The 16,501-nt window shown below is 70.1% G+C and carries 13 protein-coding genes; 3 read left to right on the plus strand and 10 right to left on the minus strand.

Translation table 11 applies throughout. The features are described 5' to 3' along the window. Nucleotides 1–154: 154 nt before the first annotated feature. The 3 genes from ACWEVN_RS27175 to ACWEVN_RS27185 all read right to left on the minus strand — a co-directional run bounded on the left by ACWEVN_RS27175 (nucleotide 155) and on the right by ACWEVN_RS27185 (nucleotide 3,469). Nucleotides 155–640: a DUF6319 family protein gene (locus ACWEVN_RS27175; RefSeq protein ID WP_191312656.1), complete on the minus strand. Its 486-nt coding sequence runs from the start codon at nucleotides 638–640 to the stop codon at nucleotides 155–157. 143 nt (nucleotides 641–783) lie between these two features. Further along, nucleotides 784–2,766 carry an acetate--CoA ligase gene (gene acs, locus ACWEVN_RS27180; RefSeq protein WP_452053178.1) on the minus strand — a complete coding sequence of 661 codons (1,983 nt, stop codon included), beginning with the start codon at nucleotides 2,764–2,766 and terminating at the stop codon, nucleotides 784–786. 100 nt (nucleotides 2,767–2,866) lie between these two features. Then, nucleotides 2,867–3,469, minus strand: coding sequence for a GNAT family N-acetyltransferase (locus ACWEVN_RS27185; protein ID WP_452053179.1), 603 nt, complete (start codon nucleotides 3,467–3,469; stop codon nucleotides 2,867–2,869). A 113-nt stretch (nucleotides 3,470–3,582) separates the two neighbouring features. Here ACWEVN_RS27185 and ACWEVN_RS27190 point away from each other — a divergent pair, with 113 nt between their 5' ends. Further along, nucleotides 3,583–4,080, plus strand: a complete 498-nt coding sequence (locus ACWEVN_RS27190) for a phosphoribosyltransferase (RefSeq protein WP_191312649.1) — start codon at nucleotides 3,583–3,585, stop codon at nucleotides 4,078–4,080. Continuing rightward, the gene (locus tag ACWEVN_RS27195; protein ID WP_452053180.1) at nucleotides 4,077–4,799 is read left to right on the plus strand and encodes an oxidoreductase; all 723 of its coding nucleotides are present in this window, start codon (nucleotides 4,077–4,079) and stop codon (nucleotides 4,797–4,799) included. The genes ACWEVN_RS27190 and ACWEVN_RS27195 overlap by 4 nt, the downstream gene beginning before the upstream one ends. On the opposite strand, the gene ACWEVN_RS27200 is transcribed toward ACWEVN_RS27195, so the two are convergent. From ACWEVN_RS27200 to ACWEVN_RS27230, 7 genes are all read right to left on the minus strand, one after another. Beyond that, complete coding sequence (locus ACWEVN_RS27200; RefSeq protein ID WP_452053181.1) at nucleotides 4,796–5,887, minus strand: HoxN/HupN/NixA family nickel/cobalt transporter; 1,092 nt, start codon at nucleotides 5,885–5,887, stop codon at nucleotides 4,796–4,798. The two genes, ACWEVN_RS27195 and ACWEVN_RS27200, sit on opposite strands and share 4 nt — an antisense overlap. A 52-nt stretch (nucleotides 5,888–5,939) precedes the next feature. Then, the gene (locus tag ACWEVN_RS27205) at nucleotides 5,940–6,869 is read right to left on the minus strand and encodes an N-acetylmuramic acid 6-phosphate etherase (protein WP_449684694.1); all 930 of its coding nucleotides are present in this window, start codon (nucleotides 6,867–6,869) and stop codon (nucleotides 5,940–5,942) included. Nucleotides 6,870–6,892: 23 nt separating this feature from the next. Then, on the minus strand, nucleotides 6,893–7,894 hold the full coding sequence (locus ACWEVN_RS27210) for a MurR/RpiR family transcriptional regulator (RefSeq protein WP_449684695.1): 1,002 nt from the start codon (nucleotides 7,892–7,894) through the stop codon (nucleotides 6,893–6,895). Between the two features lie 211 nt (nucleotides 7,895–8,105). Next, nucleotides 8,106–9,836: a serine hydrolase gene (locus tag ACWEVN_RS27215; protein ID WP_452053189.1), complete on the minus strand. Its 1,731-nt coding sequence runs from the start codon at nucleotides 9,834–9,836 to the stop codon at nucleotides 8,106–8,108. Between the two features lie 47 nt (nucleotides 9,837–9,883). After that, entirely contained in the window at nucleotides 9,884–11,140 is a 1,257-nt protein-coding gene (locus ACWEVN_RS27220; RefSeq protein ID WP_452053182.1) for an exo-beta-N-acetylmuramidase NamZ family protein, read from the minus strand. Then, nucleotides 11,137–12,819, minus strand: a complete 1,683-nt coding sequence (locus tag ACWEVN_RS27225; protein ID WP_452053190.1) for a glycoside hydrolase family 3 protein — start codon at nucleotides 12,817–12,819, stop codon at nucleotides 11,137–11,139. The genes ACWEVN_RS27220 and ACWEVN_RS27225 overlap by 4 nt, the downstream gene beginning before the upstream one ends. 837 nt (nucleotides 12,820–13,656) lie before the next feature. Continuing rightward, complete coding sequence (locus tag ACWEVN_RS27230; protein WP_452053183.1) at nucleotides 13,657–14,487, minus strand: HAD family hydrolase; 831 nt, start codon at nucleotides 14,485–14,487, stop codon at nucleotides 13,657–13,659. 604 nt (nucleotides 14,488–15,091) lie between these two features. On the opposite strand from ACWEVN_RS27230, the gene ssd reads away from it, so the two are divergent. Next, nucleotides 15,092–16,159 carry a septum site-determining protein Ssd gene (gene ssd / locus ACWEVN_RS27235; RefSeq protein WP_452053184.1) on the plus strand — a complete coding sequence of 356 codons (1,068 nt, stop codon included), beginning with the start codon at nucleotides 15,092–15,094 and terminating at the stop codon, nucleotides 16,157–16,159. Nucleotides 16,160–16,501 lie beyond the last annotated feature (342 nt).

The following is a 16,501-nucleotide window of genomic DNA, read 5'->3' on the forward strand; positions in this document are numbered from 1 at the left end:
CGCCCCAATGTGGCGTTCGGTGCGTCAGATGCACCCAATGTGGCGTTCGGTGCGTTGAACGCAACCAACGCCACATTGGGGCGCTTGGAGCCGGTCGGAAAAGCGGAAACGCCCGGCCCGCGCGAGGCGGACCGGGCGTCTCCTGGAGTGAAGCTCAGGCGTCCAGCTCGGCGAGGGCCTGCTTGGCCTTCTCGAGCTCGGCCTCCAGCGCGGCGACCTTCGCGGCCTGCGCCTCGCGGGCCTGGTTGATCACCTCGTCGATCGGGCCGGACAGGTCGCTGTGCAGCTCCTTCGCCGCCCGCGAGACCGCCGCGGCCGGGATCTCGAGGCCCTTCGCGACCCACTTCGAGCCGTTCTTCAGCTCGGCCTGCCACTCGCCGTCGGCGGTGCCGGTGACCGTGAGGGTCAGTTCGACCGTGCGGGTCTTCTTCGCCGTCGACGCCGTCGCCGCGCCCTTCGGGCGGCCGCGCTTCGGCTTCGGGGCCTCCTCGGCGGCGGGCTCGGGCGAGTCCTCCGAGGGGGCCGGGGACGCCGACTCGGTGACGGCCGCCTCGTCGGCGGAAACCTCCGAAGCCGGAACCGGAGCGGAAACCGGAGCCGAAGCCGTTTCCTCGTCGTGCGTCAGGACATCCACGGTCATCGTCGTGTCGTCTCCTTGCCCGGGAAGGGGGTGTGGTTCGCGGCACAGCGTAGAACATGCGTTCGACTCGTGCCACTCGGGGGTGTCATGACAGAGCCCTCCCGGCGCGAAGCCGGAAGGGCTCTGACAGGGAGAACGCTAGCTCACTCCTCCGACTTGCCCGACTTCAGGCCCGACGAGATCAGGTCCATCACCGACGAGTCGGCCAGCGTGGTGACGTCACCGACCTGCCGGTTCTCCGCGACGTCGCGCAGCAGGCGGCGCATGATCTTGCCCGAGCGCGTCTTCGGCAGCTCCGGCACGACCATGATCTGCCGCGGCTTCGCGATCGGCCCGATCTCCTTCGCGACGTGGTTGCGCAGCGCCTGGATGGCCTCCTCACCGCCGTCCACCGCGTTGCCGCGCAGGATCACGAACGCCACGATGCCCTGGCCGGTCGTCGGGTCGGTCGCGCCGACGACCGCGGCCTCGGCCACCGTCGGGTGCGAGACCAACGCCGACTCGACCTCGGTCGTCGAGATCCGGTGGCCGGACACGTTCATCACGTCGTCGACGCGGCCCAGCAGCCAGACGTCGCCGTCGTTGTCGTACTTCGCGCCGTCGCCGGCGAAGTAGAAGCCCTGGTCCTTGAAGCGCGACCAGTACGTGTCGCGGAAGCGCTCCTCGTCGCCCCAGACGCCGCGCAGCATCGACGGCCACGGCTTGTCGAGCACCAGGTACCCGCCACCGCCGGGCCCGACCTCGACGCCCTGGTCGTCGACGACCTTCGCGGAGATGCCCGGCAGCGCCTTCTGCGCCGAGCCCGGCTTGGTCGAGGTGACGCCCGGCAGCGGTGAGATCATGATCGCGCCGGTTTCGGTCTGCCACCACGTGTCGACGATCGGCGTCTTGCCCGCGCCGATGTTCTCGCGGTACCAGATCCACGCCTCCGGGTTGATCGGCTCGCCGACCGAACCCAGCACGCGCAGCGACGACAGGTCGTACTTCTCCGGGATCTCCGCGCCCCACTTCATGAACGTGCGGATCAGCGTCGGGGCGGTGTAGTAGAGGGAGACCTTGTACTTCTGGACGATCTCCCAGTGCCGCCCCTCGTGCGGGGTGTTCGGCGTGCCTTCGTAGACGACCTGCGTGACGCGGTTCGCGAGCGGGCCGTAGACGATGTAGCTGTGGCCGGTGATCCAGCCGATGTCCGCGGTGCACCAGTAGACGTCCTCGCCGGCCTTGTGGTCGAAGACGTTGTGGTGCGTGTACGCGGTCTGCGTCAGGTAGCCGCCCGAAGTGTGCAGGATGCCCTTCGGCTTCCCGGTCGTCCCGGACGTGTAGAGGATGAACAGCGGGTGCTCGCTGTCGAAGGCTTCGGGAGTGTGCTCTTCGGACTGTCCGTCGACGAGTTCGTGCCACCAGAGGTCGCGGCCGTCGGTCCACGGGACGTCGCCCTCGAGCTTGTCGCCCGTGCGCTTGACGACGATGACCTTCTCGACGGTCTCGGCGCCGTCGAGCGCTTCGTCGACGTTGGCCTTCATCGGCGCGGCCTTGCCGCGGCGGAACTGGCCGTCGGAGGTGATCACGATCTTCGCGGCGGCGTCGTCGACGCGGGCCCGCAGCGCCGTCGGCGAGAAGCCGCCGAAGACGACGTTGTGCAGCGCGCCGATCCTCGCGCACGCGAGCATCGCGAAGATGGCTTCGGGGACCATCTGCAGCTGGATCGCCACGACGTCGCCGGCCGTGACGCCCAGCGACGCGAGTGCGTTGGCAGCCTTGGAAACTTCGGTCTTCAGCTCGGCGTAGGTGATGTCCCGGGTGTCGCCCGGCTCGCCGACCCAGTGGATCGCGACCTGGTCGCCGTGGCCGGCCTCGACGTGCCGGTCGACGCAGTTGTAGGCGACGTTCAGCTTGCCGCCGACGAACCACTTCGCGAAGGGCGCATTGGTCCAGTCCAGTACCGTGGTCCACTTCGTGTCCCACGTGAGCCGCTCGGCCTGCTTGGCCCAGAACGCTTCGCGGTCGGCGTCCGCCTCGGCGTAGAGATCGGCCTTCGCATTGGCCTGGCCAGCGAATTCGTCACTGGGCGGGAAGGTGCGGCTCTCGGTGAGCAGGTTGTCCAGGGCTGGGGACTGCTCGGTCATGGTTGCAAGGCCTCCTGTAGTGCGCCGACATGACGGCTAGCGGCACGCTAGCGACGTTAGTCCGCCTTGTAAAAGGTTGCACCCACGTTGGCCGCCCGGTTCACCGTGCCAGGCGAGCCCCGGTGACTAAGCGTTCGTTCAGCCGGGCCTTCGCGGCCGGCCACTCCGGCGCGAGCATCGAGTAGAGGACGGTGTCGCGCGACGACCCGTCCGGCCGGATCCGGTGCGCGCGCAGGATGCCTTCGCGAAGCGCGCCAAGCCGCTCGATGGCGCGTTGCGAGCGAAGGTTCCGGACGTCCGTCTCCCACGCGACCCGTTGCGCGCCAAGGGTTTCGAACGCGTGCGTGAGCAGGAGCAGCTTCGACTCGGTGTTCAGCCCGGTGCGCTGCCAGTCCGCGCCGATCCACGTGTGGCCGATCGACAGGATCCGGTGCTTCTCGACGACCTGGTAGTACGACGTCGTCCCGGCGACCCGGCCGGAGGGAACGTCGATCTGCGCGAACGCCCGGCGATCGGGGTCGGCGAGCGCCTGCTCGACCAGCCGCTCGGCCGCGGGGAGGTCCCGCGGCTGCCGGCTGCTCAGCCACGCCCAGATGCCCGGGTCGGCGCCGGCTTCCAGGAGGCCCTTGGCGTGCTCGGGGGACAGCGGCTCCAGGCGGACGTGCTCGCCGGACAGGGTCGGTCGGGTGTTCCAGTCGGTCACGTGACCACGGTAGATCGGCTAGTGGCTGCTCAGGAGGGCCAATTTCTGATCATTTTCAGATGCCACTTCCGGGTTGCCTATGCTCGGCGGACCACGACGGAAGGGCAGGCTCGATGGCCGAAGAGCGGGAAGAGCTGAGCTGGGAGTTGTTCGGCACGGCGAGCCGTGAACTGGCTCACACCATCGCCGAAGACGGCTTCGCGCCGGACCTCATCCTCTCCATCGCCCGCGGCGGCCTGTTCGTGGCGGGCGCGCTCGGCTACGCGCTCGACGTCAAGAACCTGCACGTGATGAACGTCGAGTTCTACACCGGCGTCGACCAGCGCCTCGACCTGCCGGTGATGCTGCCGCCGGTGCCCAACGTCGTCGACCTGACGAGCAAGAAGGTGCTGATCGCCGACGACGTCGCCGACACCGGCGCCACGCTCAAGCTGGTCCGCGACTTCTGCCTCGAGCACGTCGCCGAGGTCCGCTCGGCCGTCGTCTACGAGAAGCCGCATTCGACGGTGAAGTGCGAGTACGTCTGGCGGCACACCGACCGCTGGATCAACTTCCCGTGGTCGGTCCTGCCGCCCGTGGTCACCCGCGAAGGACAGGTGCTCGACGCATGAGCGACCCCTTGAAGCCCCTCCTCGACCTCGAAGGCGTCGCGGCGGCGGCGAAGTCCGCGCAGGACGCGGTGTTCGCCGTCCACCGCCTCCCGGCGAACCTCCGCGGCGGCGCGGCGACGGCGGCGGAAGCGTCCGTGCGCGCCGCCCGCGCGTCGGCCGGCATCGAAGGCGCGAACCCGGAACTGCCCCTCTACGGCGCGGTCGCCGACCCGGTGCTGGCCGGCGCGCTGCGCGTCGCGGAGACCCTGGAGTCGCTGCTGCCGACGTGGCGCCGGGCGCCGCTGCAAGCGTTGGCGCGCCTGCACGTCCTGGCCGCGGCGGACCTCGTCGAAGACCTCGACGCGTTGGGGCGCCCGCACTCCGGCGGCGGCCGGCTGGAGCTGCTGGCCCAGCTGGTGACCGGGGCGACGTCGGTGCCGGGCCCGGTCCTGACGGCAGTCGTCCACGGGGAACTGCTGGCGCTCAAGCCGTTCGGCAGCGCGGACGGCGTCGTCGCGCGAGCGGCCGCCCGGCTGACGATGGTGGCGACGGGCCTGGACCCGAAGTCGTTGAGCGTGCCCGAAGTGGCGTTCTTCCGCCGGGTCCCGCGTTACCTCGAAGCGGCGGAGGGATTCGCGAGCGGGACGCCCGAGGGCGTACGCGGGTGGCTGCTCTTCTGCTGCGAAGCGTTCGAAGCCGGTGCGAGGGAGGCGAAGAGCATCTCGGACGCCGCTTCCTAACCGGACAGCTTCGCCGACCACTTCTCTTCGATCCGCCCGAACCGCCACACCGCCAGCGCGACGGCCCACGTCAGCACGAACAGCCCGACGATCCCGAACCCGACGTAGTCCAGGTTCACCGAGGCGATCGCGGCGAGCGGCCCCGACGTGATGTCCAGCTTTTCGGCGAGGATCGACACCAGCTCGATCGTCCCGATGAGCAGCGCCACCGCGACCGACAGCGCCGTCACCGTGATGTTGTAGAAGATCTTGCGCACCGGCTTCGCGAACGCCCAGCCGTAGGCGAAGTTCATGAAACAGCCGTCCACGGTGTCGAACAGGCTCATCCCGGCCGCGAACAGGATCGGCAGCACGAGGATCGCGTACCAGGGCAGCGCGAACGTCGCCGCGCCCGCGGCCAGCACGAGCAGGCCGATTTCGGTCGCCGTGTCGAAGCCCAGCCCGAACAGCAGCCCGACCGGGTAGATGTGCCACGGCTTGCGCACGGCTTTCGTCGCCCCGCGCAGCAGGCGGTTCATGACGCCGCGGTTGTCCAGCTGGTGTTCCAGCGCGGCTTCGTCGAACTCGCCGCGGCGCATCTGCCGGAACACCCGCAGGATCCCGACGAGCACTACCAGGTTGAGGACCGCGATCACGTACAGGAACACCCCGGACACCGACGTCCCGATCACGCCGGTCGCCTGGTGCAACGCCGACGAGTCGTCCTCGACCTGCCCGGCCAGCGCGCGGACACCCAGCGACAGCAGCAGGCACAGCACGAACACGATCGTCGAGTGCCCGAGGGAGAACCAGAACCCGACCGACAGCGGCCGCTGGCCGTCGCCCATCAGCTTGCGGGTCGTGTTGTCGATCGCGGCGATGTGGTCGGCGTCGAACGCGTGCCGCATGCCGAGCGTGAACGCCGTGACGCCCAGCCCGATCCCGAACACGCCGGACGTGCCCAGCGCGTAGTGGTGCGGCGCGACGAACGCCGTGAGCACGCCCCAGCCCACGACGTTCAGCAGCAGGATGACTCCGCCCATCCCGCCGATCGACACCCACTCGCGACGCGACAGCCTGCGCCGCGAGTCCTCGTCCGTGCCCGCCATCGCCACCTGCCCTTCCTCATCTGAGAGGTTAGACAGATGAACAGGTGAAGATCTAGCTTGCTCGCACCCTGAGGTTGTCCAACGCCTTGCGCACGTGCCCGCCCGACGCGTGCAGAGCCTTCGCGGCGCTCTTGACGTCCTCGCCGGACAGCAAGTGCACCAGCGCCACCTTGAGGTCGCCCCCGGCCTCGGTGAGCGCGTCCGAGCAGTCCGCCATCGTCATGCCGGTGGCTTCCTGCAGGATCCGGATGGTCCGGCCGCGCAGCTTCGCGTTCGTCGCCCGCATGCTGACCATCAGGTTGGAGTAGGTCCGGCCCAGCTTGATCATCGTCGCCGTGGAGAACGACGTCAGGATCATCTTCTGCGCCGTGCCCGCCTTCATCCGGGTCGAGCCGGCGATCGCCTCCGGACCGGTGTCGACGGCGATGAGCACGTCCACCCCGGCCGGCTTCGCGGCCTTGGCGTTGCCCGAGACCAGCCCGGTCCGGGCACCCTGGCGGGACGCCGCCAGCAGCGCACCCAGCACGTACGGCGTCCTGCCCGACGCCGTCAAGCCCAGCACGAAGTCGCCGGGCTGCACCATCGCGGCCATCTCGGCGGCCCCCGCCGCCGAGTCGTCCTCCGCGTTTTCGACGGCGTGCCGCAGCGCGCGCTCGCCGCCGGCGTGGTGCGCGATGAACCAGTCGCCCGGCACGTTGAACGTCGGCACCAGCTCGGCCGCGTCCAAGGTGGCCAGCCGCCCGGACGTGCCCGCGCCGACGTAGTGCACCCGGCCCCCGGCCCGCAGGGCGTCCACCGCGTGGTCCACCGCGCGCGCCACCTGGGGCAGCACCGCGGCCACGGCACCGGGGACCGTGCGGTCCTCGGCGTTGATCGCGCCCAGGATCCCCGCGGTGGACATCAGGTCGATGTCCTTGGTGCGGGGATTGCGGGTCTCGGTCGGCGAATCGACGTGCACCGCCTGCACGGGGACGGTCATCATGCGCCTCACAGTTTCTCCGGTCATTACTTGCCGGTTTCCCGCGGACGGCGACGACCGTCCGGCCTGACCCCCAAGCGGTGCGAGCCGACTGCGTCCCTGGTCGCGTCCAGCGCGCTGACCGACGCGTCCATGTGCCGCTGCGCGACCCCGATGAACAGGCAGTCGATGACGGTGAGCTGGGCGATCCGGCTCGCCGTCGCTCCCGAACGGAACGTGGTTTCCCGGGCCGCGGTCGTCAAAACATGATCGGCGACCTCGGTGATCGGGGACCGCGGGAAGTTCGTCACGGCGATGGTGATCGCGCCGTGCTCGCGCGCCACGCGCAGTGCCTCGACGGTGTCGGTGGTCGCGCCGGTGTGCGAGACGCCGATCGCGACGTCACCGGGGCTCAGCACCGCGGCCGAGGTGAGCATGATGTGCGTGTCCGACCACGCGAAGCACACGCGGCCGATGCGGTGCAGCTTCTGCTGCAGGTCGGCGGCGACGAACGCGCTGGCGCCCACGCCGTAGACGTCCACGCGGCCGGCGTTCGCGACGACCTCGATCACCCGCTCGAGGGTGGCGACCTCGAGCTGGTCGGCCGTCTCCTCGACGGCACGGGCGTCGGCGAAGCTGACCTTGCCGATCACGGCGGCCAGGTCGTCCTCCGGGCCGATCTCGCCGCCGAGGTTGCGCGTGGTGCGCGCCTCGGTGCGCGCGGTGTCCGCGGCCAGCGCGATGCGCAGCTGCGGGTACCCGCCGACCCCGACGGCCTTGCAGAACCGGGTCACCGTGGTCTCGCTCGTGTTGGCGGCCAGGGCCACCTCGGTGATACTGCGCCGCGCCACCGACGCGGGGTCTTCCAGCACCACCTTGGCCACGCGCTGTTCGGCGCGGGCCAGGCCGGGGAGCAGGGACCGGATCCGCACCAGCGGGCTGGAGTCGGCGTCCCGCACGGCCGTCTGGACCGATACGGCCTCGGACGGTGCCGTGCCGACTACGGATTCGGTATCACTCACCGTCGGAAAGTTACTAACCGTTGGCATCTGCGACAAGGCTACCCACACCCTTCGGTCGGATCGCAACCCGTCCGTGTCTGCGGATCTGGATTTGCGATTAATCACTGACCAGAAAGTCGCCAACCAGGTCGACCTTGTTAACGAGGTCAAGCTAACGACTTGGCAACTTAGTGTCGCGGTGCAAGCGGCAAAGGGACGGTAAAATCCGGCCGGCGGTGGACGTTCGGCGACCGGCCGGTCACCGAGAGGTCAACTGCCAACCCTCCGCAGTGAAAACGGCCGGGTCTCGTTCACCGTCGAGGAGTGATCGGCCGCTCTCGGTGACTTTCACACCGTCCACCGAAACTCCTCGTCCCGTGTAATTCGGGTCGGTGCTGTAACGCCAGCGCAGGCTCACCGACGCGCCCTGCGGCAGTGTGCCCACCACCCGCCACCAGGCGCGGTGCCCGTGTCCGGAGAGCGACGTCACGATTCCGGAGGGTGCGCCCGGTCCGGAAACCGATAGGGCGATCGGTTGCCAGTTAACGCCGTCGGTGCTCGCTTGCAGCTGAAGTGGATCACCTGGGCCCTCGGTGTCCACGAAGGCAGCGAACGAGACGCGCGCTTGATCACTATGCGTGGTGAAAGCCCGGGTACTCAGCGTAGCAACGGCGGCGTTACCGAGCGTGCTCGCCCAGGCGTCCTTCCCGGCCACCGGCCGCACCGCCATGGCCCTGGCCAGCGACGTCGCCCAGACCTGGCGGGCGGTGTTGATCGAGCCCCAGTTCCGGCTCGGGTGCACCCGGTTGGTCAGCAGGATCGCGAACGACCGGGACTCCGGGTCGATGACCAGCGTCGTTCCGGTGTAGCCGGTGTGCCCGGCGGTGACCGGCGACGCCAGCGCGCCCATGTACCAGGGCTGGTCGAGCTCGAAGCCGAGGCCGTGCGAGTCGTCCGGGAACTGCTGGTTGTAGTTCGTGAGCAGCTGCCGGACGGTGTCCTGCCGCAGGATCCGGTGCCCGCGGTAGCTGCCGCCGTTGAGGATCGCCTGGGCGAGCGTGGCCATGTCGCCGGCGGTGCTGAACACGCCGGCGTGCCCGGCGACGCCGCCGAGCGACCACGCGTTCTCGTCGTGCACGCTGCCGCGCACCATCCCGCGCGGCGGGTTCGCCTGGAACTCCGTCGCGGCGATCCGGGCCAGCTTGGCGGCGGGCGGGTTGTACCCGGTGTCGGTCATGCCGAGCGGCGCGGTGATCCGGTCGTGGACGACCTTGTCGAGGGACTGCCCGGTCAGCTTCTCGACGATGAAGCCGAGCGTGAGCAGGTTGATGTCCGAGTAGAGGTACGTCGTGCCCGGCTTGTTCTTCAGCGGGCTGTCGAGCACCGCCTGCCGGCGCGACGGGATGTCCGGGTAACCCGCCCAGAGCGACGGGATCGGGTCGGCGTCGAACCCGGAGACGTGCGTGAGCAGCATCTTGACCGTGATGGCGGCCTTGTCGCCGGTGGCGAACTCCGGGAAGAAGCGGCTGACCGGGGTGTCGATGGTGAACTGCCCGCGTTCGACCAGCTGCATGACGGCGATCGAGGTGAACAGCTTCGAGATCGAAGCCATGTCGAAGATCGTGTCGTTCTTCATCGGGACCTGCTGGTCCGCGGGCAGTTCGGTGCCCGCCGCGTCGGCGTACCGCAGCGCGCCGCCGACCGCGTACCGGTCGACGACCACGCCGTCGTGCGCGAGGAGGCCGACCGCCCCGGAGAAGTGCGGGTGCCCGGAGGCGTCCGGCTTCGTCCAGCTCGCCAGGAAGTCCTCGGCGGCCTTGACCGGCGCCGGGTCGAGGCCGACGTCCTGGGGCCGCCCGTCGCGCAGCGTCGTCCACGGCGGGGCGAACCCCTGCTGCGGCCGGTCGAAGCGGCCGGCCGCCGGATCGTGGCTGGTGATGGCGCTGGCTCCCGAGTCGGACACAGTCAGAGTGGTCAGCGCGACCAGCACGCCGGTGGCCGCGACGAGCACCTTCCTAGCACGCACGAGTCTCCCCCTCAGCGGTACAGCAGGTAGTGGCGGCGTCTCCGGTCGAACCCGGCCAGCTCGGCCCGCCAGGCGCCGGTGACCTCGTCGACCCCCGCGCCGGCGTCGATCATGGTCCGGAGCCGGTCGGAGCCGGACAGCTTGTCGATGTAGTTGTCGGGCCGCCAGGCGAACACGTCCGGGTGCAGGGCCTTCGCCGTGACGAGCATGGCGACCGCGGTCCGGATCGCGTCGAAGGCACGTGGGTCGCTGACGGACAACTGCACGCCGCCGCACGTCTGGTTGACGAACTTGCTGAACGTCGGGACGAAGTAGGTCTCGCGGAACTTCGCTCCGGGCAGCTGCTCGTCTTCGAGTTTCTCGCGCCAGCGCCAGTCGAGCCCGGGCGCGCCGATGATCTCGAACGGCCGGGTCGTGCCGCGGCCCTCGGAGAACACGGTGCCCTCGAACATCCCGGTGCCCGGGTAGACGAGCGCGGTGTCCGGCGTCGGCATGTTCGGGCTCGGCAGCACCCAGTTCAGCCCGGTCCGGTCGAAGAGCGTGTCGCGCTGCCAGCCGCGGACCTGGACGACGTCGAGCTTGAGCTCTGCGCCCGGCAGGAACTCCCCGGCGAAGAAGCGGGCGAGCTCGCCGACGGTCATGCCGTGCTGCTGCGCGATCGGCTGCCGCCCGATCCCCGAGGCGAACTTCGGGTCGAGCACCGGCCCGGCCGCGCGGCCGCCGAGCGGGTTCGGCCGGTCGAGCACGACGAAGGCGGCTTTGACCTGCGCCGCGGCCACCATCGCCGTGTAGAGCGACCAGATGTAGGTGTAGAAGCGCGCGCCGACGTCGGCGATGTCGAAGACGACCGTGTCGACGCCCGCCTTGGTGAACAGCGAAGCGAGCTTCGTCGCGTCGACGCCGTACGCGTCGTAGACCGGGACGCCGGTGCGAGGGTCGGTGTAGTCGCCTTCGGAGCCGCCTGCCTGCGCGCTGCCGCGGAAGCCGTGTTCCGGGCCGAAGGCCGCCACCGGTTTCACGCCGGCGGCGACCATCGAGTCGACGATGTGGTCGCCGTCCAGTAGGACGCCGGTCGGGTTCGACAGCACGCCCAGCTTGCGGCCCTTGAGGGAGCGCCAGCCCTGCGTGGCCAGCTGCTCCGCGCCGGTGAGGACCCGGCCGGCCGTCTCCGCCGCTTCGGGTTGGGCTCCGGCGACGGCCGAGCCGCCCGCCAGCACGGGGACGGCGAGCGCGCTCGCGCCGAGGAAGTGCCGCCGGTTGAGGTTCACCAGGTCAGCCCGTGGCCGAAGGGGTACTTCACGGTCTGCACGTCGGCGCCCGCCGGGATGTCGACCGGCAGCTTCCCGACCGGTTTCGTCTCACCGAGGACGACCTTGGCCAGCGCCTCCAGGGTCGGCCCGATGTAGCCGTAGGTGGCCAGCCACGTCTTCACCGCGCTCGGGTAGCCGGCGTCGTACGGGATCTGCGCGGCGACCGCGACGACCGGCTTCCCGGTGGCCTGGAGGGCGTCGAGCAGCTTGGTCTGCAGGGGGTAGGTGGCGATGTTGTTCGTCAGCACGACGACGAGGTCGGCGGTCTGCGCCTTGGCGACGGCCTGCGCGACCTGGGCGTCCGTCGGCGTCTGGCCGGTCTGGTAGGCCGTCGCGGCTGTGCCGTGGGCGGTCAGCTTCTGCGCGAGGGTCGTCGTCGTAGAGACGCCCCAGCCGGTGACGAGCGCGGTCGCGGGCTTCTGCTTCAGGGGCAGGATGCCGGCGTCGTTCGCGACGGCCGTGATGCCGCGGTCGGCGATGTCCTGGGCGGTCGCGAGGTTCGACGGTGTGCCGACGGTCTTCATCACCCGGTTCGGGTCGACGAACGGCGAGAACAGGATGCCGCTCTTGAACTTGAGCTTCAGCACGCGCAGCACGCTCTGGTCGATCCGCCGCATCGGGATGTCACCGGACTTCACCGCGGCGAGGACCGCGTTGATGGCGACGTCGAGGTGCACCGGCATGAGCAGCTGGTCGACGCCGGCCTTCAAGGCGAGGACGGGGATCTCGGCGTCGCTGTGCATCTCGCGCACGCCCTGCATCTCGAGCGAGTCGGTGATGACGACGCCGTCGTAGCCGAGTTCGCCGCGCAGCTTCCCGGTGACGATCGGCTTCGACAGCGTCGCGGGTTCGAGCGACGGGTCGAGGCTGGGGAACTGGATGTGCGCGGTCATGATCGAGTCGATGCCGGCCTTGATGGCGGCCTTGAACGGCGGCACGTCGGTGGCCCGCCACTGCGCCTCGGTGCTGTCGATCCGCGGCAGCCCGGTGTGGCTGTCGGTCGGCGCGGCGCCGTGCCCGGGGAAGTGCTTGGCCGTCGCCGCGACGGACTTCTCGAAGCCCTTGACCTCGGCCGTGACGAAGTCGCTGGCCAGGCCGGGCTGCCCGGAGAAGGACCGGACGCCGATGACCGGGTTGACGGGGTTGGAGTTGACGTCCGAATCGGGCGCGAAGTCCTGGTTGATGCCGACGGCCCGCAGTTCCCGGCCGAGGATGGTGGCGGCCTGCGTCGCGCGCTTCGTGTCCCGCCCGGCGGAGATGGCCATGGCGTTCGGGAACTCGGTGGCCGGTGCACCCATCCGCGTGACGGTGCCGCCTTCCTGGTCGGCGGCGATCTGCAGCGGGATGTGCGCCCCGCTCGTGACGGCGGCCTTCTGGAGCCCGTTGGACAGCTTCGCGACCTGCACGGGGTCGTCGAAGTTGTCGCGCGAGTCGTTGTTGAAGTAGATGACCCCGCCGAGGTGGTACTTCGCGACGACCTGCGCGGCGGTGTCGACGCCGAAGTCGGCCTGGTTCTTCGGGTTGACCTCGTCGGCGGTCTTGCCGTTCACCCAGGTGACGAACAGCTGCCCGACCTTCTGCTCGAGCGTCAGCCCGCGCAGGGCCTGCGTCGCCGCGGCCTCGGCCCGCACGTCCATGCTCACGCTCGGCGCACTCGCCGCGGTCGCAACACCCACACCGGTGAAGGCGAGCACCCCCACGACGGGCAGGGCGAGCGCATGGAACCTCCGATTTCGGGACGTCACGACTCAGCCTCCCAGAAAGTAGCGGGCGCCGTCGGACGTGAGAAGTCCACTCGGAGGCGCCAGTATCGGGAAGCTACTCACCGAATCCGGCGATGTCCATCGGCCGACCGCGCGAACGCGCCAGTCGTACCCGGATCGGTAGGAAAGTCCCCCTCCGCAACCTGCACCCCCGAGTCCCGCCCCCAGTCACACGAGTCCCGGCCCCAGTCACGCGAGATCCGGCCCCAATCACGGGAGTCCCGTCCCCAACCCCGCGTGTCGATCCCCCAATCACGCGTGATGCCCCGGGCCGCACGTCTCCGCGCCGCTTGACCCCCCAAATAGACGAGGCGGCGCCCGTAGCCGAAGCCACGGGCGCCGCCTGCAAAGCGCGAACTTCTCGGGCGACCAAGCGTGCAACTCTGGTCGTACCTACATGGACTCGGCGTGTGGCGTCCCACTACGCAGTCCCTAGACGACGAGCCTCCCGCGGCGCGCTGCGCGTGGGTACCCGGAGTCCGCGCACGGAGGTTTGCCGGGGTGGAACAGGCTTCTCTTCTACCTGTTCCCTGGCCGACCGAACGTCCGCACCTACTTTCTACGCCGTGAGCCCGGTCACTTCAAGTGCGCGGACGGGTGCACCGGTACAGAGGCTGGATCGGGTGACATGGGCACCCTCCGCGACGGACAATTCGGGGCTGGGCCAAGCAAAGTGGAGGCCGTACGGCCGTGTGGGTGGCGGGTGTCCGGCTAGCGCGACCGACGGCGACGGCTGAGGCCGTACCAGGTCGCTCCGGCGGCCACCGCGCCGACGCCGAGGGCCACCATTCCGGCCGATCGCGTCGGGATCCTGGTGCGCAGCGACATCGGCCGGTCGAAGGCCAGGATCGGCCAGCCGCGATCGAGGGCCTCGCGCCGCAGGAGCTTGTCCGGGTTGACCGCGTGCGGGTGCCCGACGACCTCGAGCAGCGGGATGTCGGTGCTCGAGTCGGTGTAGGCGAAGCACTCGGCGAGGTCGTAGCCGTACGTAGCGGCGAGCTGCTTCGCGGCGACGGCCTTGTTGGCGCCGTAGCAGTAGAAGTCGACTTCGCCGGAGTAGCGGCCGTCGACGATCTGCATCCGCGTGGCCACGCTCCGGGTCGCGCCGAGCATCTCCGCCACCGGCGCGACGACCTCTTCGCCGGTCGCCGACAGCACGATCACGTCGTGCCCGTCTTCGCGGTGACGCGCGATCAGCTCCGCCGCCTCCGCGTACACGAGCGGGTCGACGACGTCGTGCAGCGTCTCGCGCACGATCGCCGAAACCTGGGCGACGTCCCAGCCGGCGCACAGCGCGGAAACTTCGGCGCGCAGCCGCTCGGTTTTGTTCTCGTCGGCGCCCGCGAGGGAGAAGACGAGCTGCGCGTATGCGCTTCGCAACGCCGCGCGACGGTTGATCAACCCTTCTTTGAGGAGGGGCTTGCTGAACGCCAGCGCGCTCGAAGAAGCGATGATCGTCTTGTCCAGGTCGAAGAACGCGGCCACCGCGTGCTCCGGGCCCGGCTTCCGGATGCGCGACGGCGCGCTGCTCGGTTCGGCCACCCGCCCAGGATAGGAGCTTGATCGCGGGGCGTCCCGTTGATCCACCACGCGCGCGTCGCGCCGGGCGGAAAATCCATGACAGGCAGGCACTTCGGGCGCGCTGTGCCGTTATCGAACTGTGTGCCTCATCCGATGCGCGAACCGGCGCCGGGCGGAGTTACAGTGAGGGAGCCCGGTGTCCAACCGGGCCGGTTCAGTCCGACCCCCCGGGGCTGAACCCACGGCGGCCCCCGTCCCTCCCCCCTGGCGGGGGCCGCCCTCTTACCTCCCGATTGCCTTTCCCGGCTGGGATTCCGCATTCTGCGCCGAGACCGTTTTGCCTTCCGCTTACCTTCGGCATTTCCCAGCTCCTTGTGAATCATGGATCGCGAAGCGCACGGAATCTTCGCGTGCGGATATCCGTGCCCATTTCCACCGCAGGCTGCGTCGATCCTGCCACGCCCCGCCCACGGAACCGGTTCGAACGGGGCGCACGGGCGGCAGTTGTCCACAACACCCCAGTTGTCCACAGCCGCCCGCCCGACCCGTTGTGCCGCCCCACCCCCGCCCGCGACGGTGGAACCCGGGCCACCCACGGCCCGCACCGACGACGGGGGAGGAACGCATGACGGGGGAACGACCGCTGGTGATCGCCGCGGACGAAACCGTGCTCGACGAAATACTGCGGGTGGCCGCGGTCGCGGGCTGCGAGCTCGACAGCGCACCGGACCTGACAGCGGCGAGCGGGCGCTGGGCCCGAGCGCCGCTGGTGGTCCTGGACGAAGAAGCCGTGCGGCACCCACCGGCCCTGCCCCCGCGCGGCGGGGTCCTGCTGGTCTGCAAGGGCAGCCCGGGCCCGGAGACGTGGGAGCACGCGTTCCGCGGCGGCGTGGAGCGGGTGATCTCGTTGCCCGAAGAGGAAACCGCGCTGGCCGGCGCGTTCGCCGACGTCGTCGAGACACCGGCGGAGCAACCCGGACTGGTCCTCGGCGTGGTCGGCGGCCGAGGCGGCGCGGGCGCGTCGGTGTTCGCGGCAACCCTGGCCCTCACGGCCGCCCGTGACCCGGGAGGCGCGTTGCTGCTGGACTGCGACCCGCTCAGCGGCGGCCTGGATGTGTTGCTCGGCTTGGAAAAGACGCCCGGAACACGCTGGCCGGACGTCCAGCTGAGCGGCCGCGCCTCGGTCTCCTCACTGGCGGCGGCCCTACCCCAGCGAAGCCACCGAGGCAGCAGCCTCCCGGTGCTCGCGTCCGGCCCCGAAGGCAAGGGCCCGGACGTCGAGTCGTTGTCGGCGATCCTGACCGCAGGCCGCCGCGCGGGCCGGACGGTGGTGTGCGACCTCCCACGCAGCCTCGACGAGGCGGCCGAGGAGGTGGCGCTGAGAGCCGACCTGGTCCTGCTGATGGTGCCGATGGAATTCCGAGCCTGCCTGGCGGCGAAGAAGGTCCTGGGCCGCCTGTCGAAACTGACGGCCCGCATCGGCATCGTGGCATGTGGACACTCGAAGGACCCGTCCGTGAACACGGAAACCTTGATCGGCCCACCCCTGATGGCCTCAATGCCCCCGGAGCGCAACCTGTGGGGAGCAGTGGAGCGCGCAGAGTTCCCGACGAAACCGAGAGGCCCACTGGCGACAACGGCAGCACAAATCCTCCAGACAGCCCGCCGAGAAGCCCAGGCGGCCGCCCGATGACCCCCACCGCGGCCGGCCTCCGCCCCACAACCGCCCCAACGAGGGTGTCGGAGCTGTTGCTGCCAACGATCATCAGCCTCCTGACCCGAGCCCCAGCAAGCGCGGAAGCCTTCTCGGCACTGCTGCAGCCCAAGCCGGAGCTTCCGGCTCCCTCACGCCTGCCGCCAGACACCCGCGCCACCGCATCGCGCGGCAGCCACCCTGCGGCACCACCGCGCCCCGCTCCGCGCGTCGACCCACCGCCCGGTACCCATGTCACCGCATCGGGTGGCGGCCGCCCTGCGGCACCACCGTGCGCTGCTCCGCGCGCTGACCCTCGGCCCGGCACTCGCGTCACCGCAT

The organism is Amycolatopsis sp. NPDC003861, assembly GCF_053605405.1.